Source organism: Streptomyces sp. GC420 (assembly GCF_009916105.1).
Lineage (GTDB): Bacteria > Actinomycetota > Actinomycetes > Streptomycetales > Streptomycetaceae > Streptomyces.
The window spans coordinates 1-13001 of record NZ_JAAAXQ010000236.1; the positions used below are offsets into that span (position 1 = coordinate 1).

Annotated in this window: 11 protein-coding genes and 1 tRNA gene; 6 read left to right on the forward strand and 6 right to left on the reverse strand. The window is 70.5% G+C overall.

Annotation, left to right across the window (positions count from 1 at the left end):
* Window positions 1-197 precede the first annotated feature (197 nt).
* The 6 genes from GUY61_RS40450 to GUY61_RS25130 form a co-directional block, all read right to left on the reverse strand.
* On the reverse strand, window positions 198-512 hold the full coding sequence (locus tag GUY61_RS40450) for a DUF6274 family protein (RefSeq protein ID WP_166632519.1): 315 nt from the start codon (window positions 510-512) through the stop codon (window positions 198-200).
* Window positions 513-768: 256 nt separating this feature from the next.
* Window positions 769-843: transfer RNA gene (locus tag GUY61_RS25110), tRNA-Asp, on the reverse strand.
* 109 nt (window positions 844-952) lie between these two features.
* Window positions 953-4909, reverse strand: a complete 3957-nt coding sequence (gene hrpA / locus GUY61_RS25115) for an ATP-dependent RNA helicase HrpA (protein WP_166632520.1) — start codon at window positions 4907-4909, stop codon at window positions 953-955.
* A gap of 1023 nt (window positions 4910-5932) precedes the next feature.
* The gene (locus GUY61_RS25120) at window positions 5933-6070 is read right to left on the reverse strand and encodes a hypothetical protein (RefSeq protein ID WP_166632521.1); all 138 of its coding nucleotides are present in this window, start codon (window positions 6068-6070) and stop codon (window positions 5933-5935) included.
* A 196-nt stretch (window positions 6071-6266) separates the two neighbouring features.
* Window positions 6267-6827 (reverse strand): GNAT family N-acetyltransferase, encoded by a 561-nt coding sequence (locus tag GUY61_RS25125; protein WP_166632522.1) that lies wholly within the window; start codon window positions 6825-6827, stop codon window positions 6267-6269.
* Window positions 6824-7597 carry a GntR family transcriptional regulator gene (locus GUY61_RS25130; protein ID WP_166632523.1) on the reverse strand — a complete coding sequence of 258 codons (774 nt, stop codon included), beginning with the start codon at window positions 7595-7597 and terminating at the stop codon, window positions 6824-6826. Before GUY61_RS25130 ends, GUY61_RS25125 begins: the two co-directional genes overlap by 4 nt.
* A 578-nt stretch (window positions 7598-8175) precedes the next feature.
* Here GUY61_RS25130 and GUY61_RS25135 point away from each other — a divergent pair.
* From GUY61_RS25135 to GUY61_RS25160, 6 genes are all read left to right on the forward strand, one after another.
* Window positions 8176-8442, forward strand: a complete 267-nt coding sequence (locus GUY61_RS25135) for a DUF6284 family protein (protein ID WP_166632524.1) — start codon at window positions 8176-8178, stop codon at window positions 8440-8442.
* Window positions 8439-8894: a Pycsar system effector family protein gene (locus GUY61_RS25140; protein ID WP_166632525.1), complete on the forward strand. Its 456-nt coding sequence runs from the start codon at window positions 8439-8441 to the stop codon at window positions 8892-8894. Before GUY61_RS25135 ends, GUY61_RS25140 begins: the two co-directional genes overlap by 4 nt.
* Window positions 8891-9730 carry a DUF2637 domain-containing protein gene (locus tag GUY61_RS25145; RefSeq protein WP_166632526.1) on the forward strand — a complete coding sequence of 280 codons (840 nt, stop codon included), beginning with the start codon at window positions 8891-8893 and terminating at the stop codon, window positions 9728-9730. Before GUY61_RS25140 ends, GUY61_RS25145 begins: the two co-directional genes overlap by 4 nt.
* Window positions 9731-9764: 34 nt before the next feature.
* Window positions 9765-10322, forward strand: a complete 558-nt coding sequence (locus GUY61_RS25150; protein ID WP_166632527.1) for a hypothetical protein — start codon at window positions 9765-9767, stop codon at window positions 10320-10322.
* A gap of 43 nt (window positions 10323-10365) precedes the next feature.
* Window positions 10366-10512: a hypothetical protein gene (locus GUY61_RS25155; RefSeq protein ID WP_166632528.1), complete on the forward strand. Its 147-nt coding sequence runs from the start codon at window positions 10366-10368 to the stop codon at window positions 10510-10512.
* Between the two features lie 109 nt (window positions 10513-10621).
* Window positions 10622-12748 carry an ATP-binding protein gene (locus tag GUY61_RS25160; protein WP_166632529.1) on the forward strand — a complete coding sequence of 709 codons (2127 nt, stop codon included), beginning with the start codon at window positions 10622-10624 and terminating at the stop codon, window positions 12746-12748.
* Window positions 12749-13001: the final 253 nt, after the last annotated feature.

The following is a 13001-nucleotide window of genomic DNA, read 5'->3' on the forward strand; positions in this document are numbered from 1 at the left end:
TCGGGGAGCACCGCGGGGGCGGTCCCGGGCCGCTTGCCGGAAGGCGCTCCGTACCGTCCGGTAGACGGTGCAATTGCACATATTAAATTGACCTTTTGTAGGTAGGGGTTAAGTGTCCCCTCTGTCGAAACTCACTCGGTGACTCCCGTCACACGTCCGACATCTTGTCAGGCTTCGTTCTCGTGCGGTAAAAGCCGTCAGGTTACGGCGCGTTGCGCGTTCAGCCCCTGCCGGGACTGGCGTGGGGAAGCGCTTGCCGATCCGGGCGCGGCGGCGGCCGCCGAAGGCGGCGCGGGGGCCTCGGGGCCGTCGGGCGCGCAGGGAGACGTCTCCGCGGCTTTCACCGCCGCGGCGGCGGGCACCGCATCGGGGGCGCTCGCCGCCCCCTCCATGGCGAGCCTGAGAAGCCGGTGACAGACGGCGCAGTGCCGGGTGAGATGGCGGTAACCAGAAGCGGCGTTCAGATGCGCGCGCAGCAGAGCGCGCGTCGCGTGCCTCGCGGACGTCGGCATGCGTAACCTCCCGATCCCCTGTTCATGGGTTACCGGTGGCAGATGACGCCGTCAAGGGACACCGAAGCCCGGATTCGGCCGGATCGCCGGCCTCCGGGCCCGGCCCGGTCGGGACCGCTCCATGAGCGGCCGGCGACCGGAGGGCCCCGCCGGGGCCGGGCGCCGAACCGGCGAGGGCGGTTCGAGGGCGAGCGCGGGCCGGGCCGGGGGAATGAGCAAAAGCCCGCACCTCGAAAGGTACGGGCTTTTCTCGCTGCGGTCCTGACGGGATTTGAACCCGCGGCCTCCACCTTGACAGGGTGGCGAGCACTCCAAACTGCTCCACAGGACCAGATGTCGCAGCACTTGATCGTGCGCCGTGCTGCGAGAAGGACTCTACAGCAGCGCAGGCCCGCCGGTCGAACTGACTCTGCGCGAGTGGCCCGTCACGGCCGGGCAGGTCATGGGGCGACCGCGTCGATGGCCTTCACGATGCGCTTGTCCGAGACCGGGTGGGCGGTGCCGAGCGCGTGCGCGAAGTAGCTGACGCGGAGCTCCTCGATCATCCAACGGATGTCGAGGGCCTCCTGGGGGACGGGCCGGCCCTGCGGGAACTGCTCGAGCAGCCAGGCGTACTCGTCCTGCATCTCGTGGACCTTCCGCATCCGCGTCGTGTCCCGCTGCACGTTGGTGGGCATCTGCTGGAGCCGTCGGTCCACGGCGATGAGATAGCGCATCAGGTCCGGCAGCCTGCGCAGCCCCGTCGCCGTGACGAAGCCGGGCGGCACCAGGGCGTTCAGCTGCTCCCGCACGTCCTGGAGGTTGGCCAGCAGCGCTGGGCTGCCCGTGGCCTTCAGACGGCGCTCGCAGGCCTGCCAGGCGGCCAGGACCTGCTGCACCTGGCCCACCGTGCGGACGGTGGTCTCCACGAGGTCCGCACGCACCTTGTCGTACAGCTTGCGGTACGACTCCTCGTCCCACGCCGGTCCGCCGTGGTCGGCGATCAGCCGGTCGGCGGCGGCCGTCGCGCAGTCCTCGAACAGAGCCTGGATCGAGCCGTGCGGATTCGAAGACAGCGCGAGCTTCTGCTGGTTCGTCAGTCTGTCGGAGGCGAACTTGGCCGGATTGACGGGGATGTTCGACACGATCAGACGGCGCGTGCCGCGCCACATGGCCCGGGCCTGCTCAGCCTCGGTGTCGAAGAGGCGTACGGCAACCGTCTCCCCCTCGTCGACGAGCGCCGGGTACGCCTTGACGGGCTGGCCGGCCCGTCGGGTCTCGAAGACGCGGGGGAGCGAGCCGATCGTCCAGTCCTTGAGACCGGTGCGCTCGATACTCTCGCCGCCCGCACGCTCCGCCGTGGCCGCCGCGGCCTTGGAGAGGGCCTGGCGGGCCTTGGGGCGCAGCGCGAGTCGCAGCGCATCCAAATCCTTGTCCTCGGCCAGCTTGCGGCGCCGCTCGTCGACGATCCGGAAGGTGATCTCGAGGTGGTCGGGGACCCGGGAGAGGTCGAAGTCCTCCGCCGTGACGGGCACGCCGACCATCCGCTGCAGCTCCCGGGCGAGCGCGACGGGCAGCGGGTCCTGCCGCGGCACGGCGAGGTCCAGGAAGCGCCGGGCGAAGTCGGGCGCCGGTACGTAGTTGCGGCGGATCGGCTTCGGCAGTGACCGGATGAGTTCGGTGACCAGGTCATGCCGCAGGCCGGGGATCTGCCAGTCGAAGCCCTCGTCGGTCACCTGGTTGAGCACCTGGAGCGGGATGTGCACGGTGACGCCGTCGGCGTCCGCTCCGGGCTCGAACTGGTACGTGACCCGGAACTTCAGCTTCCCCTGCCGCCAGGAATCCGGGTAGTCGTCCTTGGTGACGGACTCGGCGGCCTCGCGGATGAGCATCGACCGCTCGAAGTCGAGGAGTTCGGGCTCCTCGCGCCGTTTGTGCTTCCACCAGGAGTCGAAGTGCGCCCCGGAGACCACGTGGTCCGGCACCCGCTGGTCGTAGAAGTCGAAGAGCGTGTCGTCGTCGACGAGGATGTCCCGGCGGCGCGCCCGGTGCTCCAGCTCCTCGACCTCGCCGAGGAGTTTGCGATTGTCATGGAAGAACTGGTGGTGGGTCCGCCAGTCGCCCTCGACGAGCGCGTTGCGGATGAACAGCTCCCGGGCCGTCTCCGGGTCGATCCGCCCGTAGTTGACCTTGCGCTGCGCCACGATCGGTACGCCGTACAGCGTGACCTTCTCGTACGCCATCACCGCGGCCTGGTCCTTCTCCCAGTGCGGTTCGCTGTAGGTGCGCTTGACGAGGTGCTGGGCCAGCGGCTCGACCCACTCCGGTTCGATCCTCGCGTTGACCCGCGCCCACAGGCGGGAGGTCTCGACGAGCTCGGCCGACATGATGAACTGCGGCGGCTTCTTGAAGAGCGCGGACCCCGGGAAGACGGCGAACTTGGCGTTCCGCGCCCCGAGGTACTCGTTCCTCGATGTGCTCCGCCCGCCGCCCTCCGTTCCGGCGCTCTTGACGTCCTTCATCCCGACGTGGGACAGCAGGCCGGCCAGCAGCGAGACATGGACGGCCTGGTCGGCGGCGTCCTGCTCGTTGAGGTGGATCCCCATCTGCTTGGCGACCGTCCGCAGCTGGGAGTAGATGTCCTGCCATTCGCGAATGCGCAGGTAATTGAGGTACTCCTGCTTGCACATGCGGCGGAAGGCGGAGGAGGACAGTTCCTTCTGCCGGTCGCGGATGTACCGCCAGAGATTGAGGAAGGCGAGGAAGTCGCTCGTCTCGTCCCGGAAGCGGGCGTGCTGCTGGTCGGCCTGCGCCTGCTTGTCGGAGGGCCGCTCGCGGGGGTCCTGGATGGACAGGGCGGCGGCGATCACCATGACCTCGCGCACACAGCCGTTGCGGTCCGCCTCCAGCACCATCCGGGCCAGCCGCGGGTCCACCGGCAGCTGGGCCAGCTTGCGGCCCTGCTGGGTGAGGCGCTTGCGGGGGTCCTTCTGCGCCGGGTCGAGGGCGCCGAGCTCCTGGAGCAGCTGGACGCCGTCGCGGATGTTGCGGTGGTCCGGCGGGTCGATGAAGGGGAACTTCTCGATCTCGCCGAGGCCGGCCGCGGTCATCTGGAGGATGACGGACGCCAGGTTCGTCCGCAGGATCTCGGCGTCGGTGAACTCCGGCCGGGAGAGGAAGTCGTCCTCGGAGTACAGACGGACGCAGATGCCGTCCGACGTACGGCCGCAGCGGCCCTTGCGCTGGTTGGCGCTGGCCTGGCTGACCGGCTCGATGGGCAGCCGCTGGACCTTGGTGCGGTGGCTGTACCGGGAGATGCGGGCCGTGCCCGGGTCGATGACGAACTTGATGCCGGGCACGGTCAGCGAGGTCTCGGCCACATTGGTGGCCAGGACGATCCGGCGGCCGCTGTGCTGCTGGAAGACGCGGTGCTGCTCGGCGTGCGAGAGCCGGGCGTACAGCGGCAGCACCTCGGTGCCCCGCAGCCTCCGCTTCTCCAGCGCGTCCGCGGTGTCGCGGATCTCCCGCTCGCCGGAGAGGAAGACCAGGATGTCGCCGGGGCCCTCCGCCTGGAGTTCGTCGACGGCGTCGCAGATCGCGGTGATCTGATCGCGGTCCGCGTCCTCGGAGTCCTCCTCCAGGAGGGGCCGGTAGCGGACCTCGACCGGATAGGTACGGCCGGAGACCTCCACGATGGGGGCGTCGCCGAAGTGCCGGGAGAACCGCTCGGGGTCGATGGTCGCCGAGGTGATGACGACCTTGAGGTCGGGGCGCCTCGGCAGCAGCTGCGCGATGTAGCCGAGCAGGAAGTCGATGTTCAGCGACCGCTCGTGGGCCTCGTCGATGATGATCGTGTCGTACGCGCGCAGCTCGCGGTCCGTCTGGATCTCGGCGAGCAGGATGCCGTCCGTCATGAGCTTGACGAAGGTCTCGTCACCGACCTGGTCGGTGAAGCGGACCTTCCAGCCGACGGCCTCGCCCAGGGGCGTGCGCAGCTCCTCCGCGATCCGCTCCGCCACCGTGCGGGCGGCGATCCGGCGGGGCTGGGTGTGCCCGATCATCCCGCGCACGCCGCGCCCCAGCTCCAGGCAGATCTTGGGGATCTGCGTGGTCTTGCCGGAGCCGGTCTCGCCCGCGACGATCACCACCTGATGATCGCGTATCGCCTCGGCGATGTCGTCCTTCTTCTGGCTGACCGGCAGCGACTCGGGATACGAGACCTCCGGCACCCGCGCCGCCCTGTGGGCCACACGCTGCGCGGACCTCGCGGCCTCGCCGGCGATCTCGTCGAGGACGGCCTGCCGGGCCTCGGGCTTGCGGATCCTGCGGGCGCCGTCGAGCCGGCGCCCGAGACGGTGGGCGTCGCGCAGCGACAGCTCTGCGAGCGTGGCCTGGAGATCGGCGAAGGAAGTAGACATACCTGCTTCAGGATCTCACCCGGCGGAAACCGGCCGCCAACCCATTTGGGGCGCGTCCTCCGCGGCGCCCCCTTCCGGTCCCCGTCCCGCGCCCGGCGGCCGGGCGCGGGACGGGCCGGACGCGCATGCACTCGCCCGCGTGCCGCGGCGCCCCGGGGACCTTGTGCCCGTCGCCCCGGCGCGGGCGGCCCGGGCGCACGACGCCGCAGGTGGGCGGCGGCGGGCGGCGCCTGGCCGCGCTGCGCGCGCCCTGCCGCGGCGTGCGCGCCGCCGGAGCCGTCCCGTCCGCCTCCGCGGGCCCGCACCGGGGGCCGCACCACCCTCGGCCGGCAGGCGGGCGGGGCCTGGGCCGTTCCCCGGTGTGGCGTACGTCTCCCGCGGGACGGTCTCCGAGAACGCCTCCTCGGAGACCGGTGACGCCCGGCCCCGGACCCTGCCCGGCCCCGGACCCTGCCCGGCCGCGGGCCTGCCGCGGGCCCGGGGAACGGCGAAGGCCCCGATCGTCACGATCGGGGCCTTCCGCTGTGGCTGGGGCCGGGGTCGAACCGGCGACCTTCCGCTTTTCAGGCCGTGTCCTGGAGATGCGGAGCCTGATCCCAAGGACTGCGGAGGGCTGCCGGTAGGCGCCTTTGTGTGCTGCTGTTGGCGTACGGGTTGGCGTACGACCGTGACGGTGAGCAGGGCCCTGGCGTCCCGATCTGCCCGTGGGGGAGGATGCGTGAGAGCACCAATCAACGAGGGCAGCATGGGGTGGGGATGGGACCGGGGGAGTCTGAGCGTGTGGCCGGCAGCACCGCGCCGACGGCGCAAGAAGCACGCGAAGTCTGGGCAGCGGAGGCGTATTCCATTCTCGTAGGCGTGGCGAAGACGTACCACGCAGTGATCCCTTATAAGGAGTTGGCGGAAGAGATCCAGAACAGGACGGGCATCCGCACCAAGACTCTCCTGCACAACTGGATCGGTCCGGTCCTGGGTCGGGTGGTGCGTGAAGCGCACCGCCGTGGTGAGCCTCCACTGACAGCCCTAGTGGTCCACACCCACGACGGCAAGGTCGGCAGCGGGTACAAGGAAGTTCTGGCGGTCGCTGGAGAACCGCCAGTAGAGGACGAGCTTGAGCGCGAGCACCACGCCGCTGAGGCGCGTCTCGCCTGCTACCGCCACTTCGGGGCAACCCTCCCGCCCGGCGGTGGTGTACCGGCACTCGCGCCCAGGCTGCAGGCCACTGTGGAGCGGAGCCATAAGAGCGTCGAGAAGCCCCCGCAGGTCTGTGAGGGCTGCTTCGTTCAACTGCCCTCGACGGGCGTTTGCGACTCGTGTGGCTAACCGACCAAGCCTCTGTTGATGTCAACGGTTGATGTCAGCCCACGTGCTCGGGAGCTGCGGTTTCGTCCGTGAATCCGTGCGATGCGGGTCCCGTTGCCCGCTGCGCGAGCCACCCTGACACCCTCGGTCCGCCGTTTACGGCGACCCCCTGGCGAACGGTCCGGACATGCCGGAATCCGTGGCTCAGGTAGTACGCCTGCAACCCGGCATTCGTCGTCCAGGCGTCCAGGCGAAGCCAGTCGGCACCCGCACGATAGCCACGGTCACCGGCCCAATCGAGCAACCGGCCACCGAGGCCCTGGCCTGCGTGCGTCCGTGCCACGGTCAGCTTGTTGATGAACAGGGAAGGCTCCCGTAGCTCTTCTACGGTCCACAGTCCCTCTTCCGCCACCGGGGTCAACGTGATCGTGGCCGCCGTGGCGTCACCGTCGCGCACCATGAACACTTCCCCCGCCTCAATGGTGGCGAGCAGCTTGTCAGCCGGGTAGGGACGCTGCCACTGGTCGGTACCGAGACGAGACAGCCAAGCTGCCGCCTCCTCCCGGAAGGCGAGCAGCTTGGCCAAGTCGTGCGGTCGCGCTGAGCAGATTCTCACTGAGGCTCGTTCTCTTCCCGGCCGGACAGGGTGCCGATCTCGTAGTTCATCTGGTTCAGGTCGCCCCGGAACGTGGTGACCGTGCAGCGGATCGGCTGATCCACTGAGTAGCCGGTACGCGTCCACAGCAGCACCGGAACCCCGGCGCCGATCTCCAAGAGGCGTGCCTCTTCGGGAGTCGGCATTCGCGCCGCGATCTCGTCGAAGTAGCCCACCTGCTCGATCCCGTGCGAGGCCAGATACCGGGTGGTCCCCTCTTCGATGTCACCCGGCTCAGCGAGCCGTGGGGACCGCTCCACCAGCCACCCCGGGTACCAGGTGGCCTGCGTCGACCACGGCACGTCATCGACATACCGGTGGCAGAACCGCAGAACCGTGGTGGACCCCACGTCGACCTTCAGCCGCTCCGCGACATCCGCGGATGCCGGAGTCATCTCGACTCGGAACGTCTGATGCGGTCGACGGCCGGCGTTCGTCACGTCCGTGCGGTACGCGTCGCCGTTCTGCGGGAAGTCCAGGTTCTCGAACCGGGACGCGTTGAGCTTGAACACCTCGTGCGACCGGACCTCGTAGCCCAACCCCTGGCTGGACGAAACGAGACCTTGGCTGACCAGGAGACTCAGCCCGTTCCTCACAGTGTTCCTCGAAGCGTCAAAGCGCTTCATCAGGTCGCTTTCCGACGGCAGCCGCGCGCCCGGCGCGTACGTGCCGCTGTCGATCTCTCGGCGCAGGGCATCGGCCACCTGCCGGTACTTCGGCTGCTTGCTCATGCCCCCATCATGACTCACTCGCTCAACTTGTTGGTACATGTAGGCCCCAATCCCTTGACGACTCACTGCCCGTCGGTGCAGCATCACTGCATCAGCTTGTACCAACAAGTTGAGCAAGCGGAGCAATTCCCTTGAGTTGCCTTCGCCTGCGCTGATGCAGAGGGCGGGGACGCTGCAATCCCGCTAAAGGCCAGGTGGAACAGGGTTTCGGCCCGTACTGGCGAGGTGGCCCGGTGACCGCGAGCAACGGCCGGAGAGTGGGGACCACGGTCCCCCTTGCAGTGCAACACCCATGCAGTCACGGCAGAGAGGAGCGACCGATGTACCGACGACATCGCCCGGCGCCGTCGCGCCTGACCAGCACGACGGCAACGCCCTCCGCGTCTCAGTGACCTCCGCAGCCTGGATCGCTGCGGCCGGTTGCCTCCCCTGCCCGTCCGGGCCCGCATCGCTGCGGCGCTCGTACGGACGGGGTGGCGGGGAGCCGGATGTTCCGACTTCAACGGCCAGCGGCCCCGGTGTCCTACCACCGGGGCCGCTGTTTTGGGCCGTTCCACCTGCTAGGGAGAACACGACCCATGATTCACATCGCTGCACTTCAGGCGGCCGTTACCGCCGTCGACTCCGACCGTGAACCGACGGCCGCGGAGCTGGATGCGATCGAGTACGAGATGCCGCTCATCCGGGCGGAGGTCGAGCTGCTGGACGCGCAGATCATCACGCTGGACCGCACCCCGACGGAGCTGGACGCACGGCGTATCCGCCGGGCTCGCCGGCGGGTGCTGGCCGCGCGTCGGGCGCTCGCCAACCGCCGCACCGCCGGTAGGTCCGGGGGTGCGGCATGAGTGCCCTGGAGACGGGTCTTGTCTGCGCTCATGCGGAGGTGAAGGCCGAGATCGCGCGGACGGACACCAAGGCGTCGCTGCTGCTGGCGTTCGTTGGCGCGCTGCTGGCCGGGGTGTGGACGGTCGCGAAGGACGCGGACCTTCCGGCCGCCGCCGTGGTGGTCGGCGGTGCCGGGGCGGTGGCGCTGGTCGCCGCTGCCGGGGTGCTGCTGTGGACGGTCCGCCCGAACCTGGGCGGCGCCCGGCCGGTGGGCTTCCCGCTGTGGGCGACGCTGACCGCCGAGGAGATCCGCACCGAGCTGGGCACAGACCGCCGCGCGCAGCACATCGCGGCCCTGTCCCGGATCGCGGTGGCCAAGTTCGCCCGGCTCAAGCGGGCCGTGGAGCTGATCTGCGGCGGCGGAGCGCTGCTCATCGTCGCCGCGCTGATCACGGCCGGGGGTGCGCTGTGAACCGGACCGGGAAGATCCTGCTCGTCCTCGCCCTCGTGGGCGTGGTCGGGATGGCGTTCCGGGTCTCCTGGAACGCGCTGCGGGACGTCGCCCACGCGATCGGGGCGGACGCGACGGCCGCGACCTTGTACCCGTTCGTCGTGGACGGACTGATGGCGCTGGCCCTGGTCGCCACGCTCGTCCTGGCGGGTCGTGACCGGGTGTTCGCGCTGCGGGTGCTCGCCACGTACACGATCGCCTCGCTCGTGCTGAACTACGTGCACGGGCTCGTGCCGGAGCTGCACGGCGGATCGGTCGACTGGGGACGGTTGGCCGACTGGGACCCGGCGAACTGGGCGCTCGTGCTGCTCGCCACCTCCCTGCCGGTCGGGGCGATCTACTTCGGCTCCGACCTGGTGGCCAAGGTGCTGCACCACCGACCGACGGCAGACGCAAACCAGGAGAAAAACGAACAGGCGACCGTAAATCAGTCGCCCTCTGAGCTGGACGTATCGGCCCCCGCTGCCCCGGTCCCGGTCGTGGAGCGGGTGCCCGCCGAGTCCGCCCCGATCGCACCGGCGCCGGTGATGGCGCTCCCGGCCGTCGACCGGCCGCAGCGCCGGGCGACCGGTCGGGTTCCCGAGGCGGCCCGATCACCCCGCCCGACCCGCACGGCGGACGAACTGCTCGCCGAGGCCCGATCGGTCACGGCCGACTGGCCGGACGCCGACCTGACCGCCGAGGCGATCCGAAAGGCCGTACGCACCGCCCCGGCAAAGGCCCGCGCGCTGCGCGACACCCTGCGCGCCGAACGCGCCGAGAACGACGGCGCCGGGTCCGCGGCGGTGGCGGCGTGACGTCCCCGACCTCCATGCTCCCGAAGGAGTCGCTGTGAAGCCGAGTGTTGCCACGCACAAGCTGTTCGGGCGCCGTGACATTGTGCGCGCGACCAAGCGTCTCGCCCCGGACGCCGCGCGGCTCGTGGACGGGTCGGTGCCGGGCCGGATGCCGCGTATCGAGGTCACCGTCACCACCACACGCGGGATGGCGGAACTGGCCGCCGCCGCCGATGTGGCGCTCGCCGGCGGGGTGGTTGACTCCCGCACCCGTTCCCGCGCGGAGCGGGATGCCCGGCGGACCGCGCGGGAGTCGGCCGGCCGTGCCGCCGCGCTGCCCGACGGCGGGGTGCTGATCCTGCTCAACGCCGAACAGCACCACAGTGCCGACGAGGTCGCCGTCACCCTCGTGCACGAGCTGACCCATGCCATGCAGTTCTCCCGGCGGGGGGTGCGTGAACGGATGACCGGCCACCTGCGCGACGCGCTCGGCATCGCCCGGCAGACCCGCCGCGCGCAGCGCGAGCACCTGCGGCTGCTCGCCCAGGAGGAGGCCGAGGCGTACGCCGCGGAACACCTGGCCACCCAGCTCACCTCCGCCGCCGCGGCCTGAACAGCTCCGTCCTGCCCAGCCACTTCACTCGAGGGAGAGTCCTGTGTTCGGTTCCCGTCACGACGTCGTTGTCGACCACGACGGTCACGGCTGGTTCAAGTGGCGCTGCTCCTGCGGCGCGCTCGGCTCGGGCCGCTCGCACGGCGACGCCTGGTCCCAGAGCCAGAAGCACATCAAGCGGGCCCGGTAGTCACCGCCTGCTCCACGGCACAACCCGGGGCGGCCGTCCGGCCAAGGAAACAGGCCGCCCCGGGCCCCTCCCATCCGCCCCCGCAGGGGCATGACAGGAGACCTTCATCATGACGGAGAACGTCGTCCACCTGTTCAAAGACGAACCCAACAACCCCACACCGCCCGCCGCCGTGACCGCCCCGGCCGCCGCGCCCGCAGCTGTGGCCGTACGGCCGGGGGCGGATCGGCTGTGGGTCCGCTCGGGCCGCGCGATGCGCACCGTGGTGACGCACGAGCGGACGAAGACCGCCGGCCGCGCGGTGGCGCGGCACGGCATGTACGTGATCGGCGGTACGAGGATCGTGACCCGCCGGGCGTGGGACGGCCGCACCGCCGCCCGCTACGAGCGCATGCTCCGCGCCGCCGAGGCCGCGGGGAATTACGAGGTTGCTGCCGAGTGGGAGGAGCGCGGGCGGCAGTTCCGCGCGGCCCGGCACCAGCGGCGCATGGACCTGCTCACCGCACCGATGGATGCCGCGAAGGGCATCGCGGCCGGGGCGGGCGTGACCGTGGGCGGGCTGCTGCTGCTCGGCATCGCGCTCGCGGTGGCCACGAAGGACATCGCGGATGTGGGCACGCCGCTGATGGCGCTGGTGGAGCTGATCCGCTGGATCATTCTCATCATCTCCGTGACCTGGGGACCGCTGGTCACGATCGGGCCGTGGGCCGCGCTGCTCGGAGTGTGGGCCGTCGGCCGCCACCAGCAGGCCGCACCCCGCTGGGCCCTGCCCGAGCGGGTCCGCAACGGCGAAGGCGAACCCATCACCCCGTCCATCGTGGTCAAGGCACTGCGGGACCTGGGCATCGCGCCGCTGCGCAACGCCATCAAGGACATGGGCGACGCCGGAGCGAGCATGCTGTCCCCGATCACGATCGCCGGATGCGGCGTGGAGGTCGACGTGACCCTGCCGTCCGGGGTGTCGACGGACGAGGTGCAGAAGCGGCGGCGGAAGCTGGCGGAGAACCTGGCCCGGCACGAGCACGAGGTGTTCATCACCATCCCGCCGGCCGCCCGCACGGTGCGGCTGTGGATCGCGGACTCGGGTGCGCTGGACGAGCCGATCGGCCCGTCCCCGCTCGTCACGGATGCGGACCTTCGGGCGAACTACAAGACCGGGCGCGCGCCGTGGGGTCAGGACCTGCGCGGCGACGCCGCCGCGCTGAGCCTGTATCAGCGGCACATGCTGGTCACCGGTCTGTCCAACCAGGGCAAGACCGCTGCTGTCCGCGCGCTCGCCCTGTGGCTCGCTTTCGATGCGAGCGTGGAGTTCCGGGTGGCGGACCTCAAGGGCGCCGGAGACTGGGCCATGTTCGACGGACTGGCCACCGTCCTCATCCAGGGCCCGACCGACGACCACGTCGTCCAGGCGACCGAGATGGTCGAATCCGGCGTCACCGAGATGGAACGCCGCCTGACCGCCCCGCCCGGAACGCAGTTCCCGCCGCTGATCGTGCTCGTCGACGAGGCGCAGGTGGCGTTCATGTGCCCGGCCGTCGACGAGGACAAGCGCCCCTACGGCGGCTCCAAGGCCACCTCCCGCTACTTCATGGCCGCGCGGAAGATCCACAACCAGGGGCGTGCGGTCAACGTGCTGCTGTGGGAGGGCACCCAGGACCCCACCGACCAGAACCTCCCCAAGCTCGTCCGCGAAGGCGCCCACACCCGCGCCTCCCTCGCCCTCGGCACCGAGTCCCAGGCCCGCATGGCGCTGGGCGACAAGGCCGTCGACGGCGGCGCCGCCCCGCACCTGCTGCGGCAGGGACTCGACAAGGGAACCCTGGTCGTCGCCTCCGACGGCATCGACATCCCCGCCGGGCAGGCATCCATCACCGTCCGCACCCACTACATCGACACCGACCAGGCAACCGACATCGCCAACCGCGCGAAGGCCCTGCGCGACGGCGTCACCACCCTGCGCGTCATCGAGCGGGACGAGGAGCGCGACCCGCTCGCGGACATCGCCACCGTCATCGGCACCGCCCCGCGGCTGTTCACCCAGGACGTCCTCGGACGCCTCACCGCGCTCAACGGTGCCGCCTACGGATCGTGGACGCACGCCGACCTCAAGCGCGTGCTGGAGGGCACCGGCGCCGAGCCGTACAAGTCCGACGGCCGCATGGTCGTCGGCCGCGACCGCCTCGCCCGCGCCCTCGCCAACCGCGACAACGACGATTCCGCTTCCGCCGCGAAGTAGAGGGAGCCGACCCCCGGCGGGCCAGGGAGACAGGGAGAACTCCCTGAACCCCTCCCTGACCCGCCTCCCTCACCCTGACCTGCACGAATGATCCATCAGGGAGTCAGGGAGGACCGCAGGTCAGCACCCTTCAAACCCCTCCACACCGCACCCCGCAGGGGGTGCCTCCACCTCCCTGCCCAACCACCGGAAGGGATTCCGCATGTACCCCGACCACACCCACCGCCCGCCCGCCGAACGGGCCGTGGAAGTC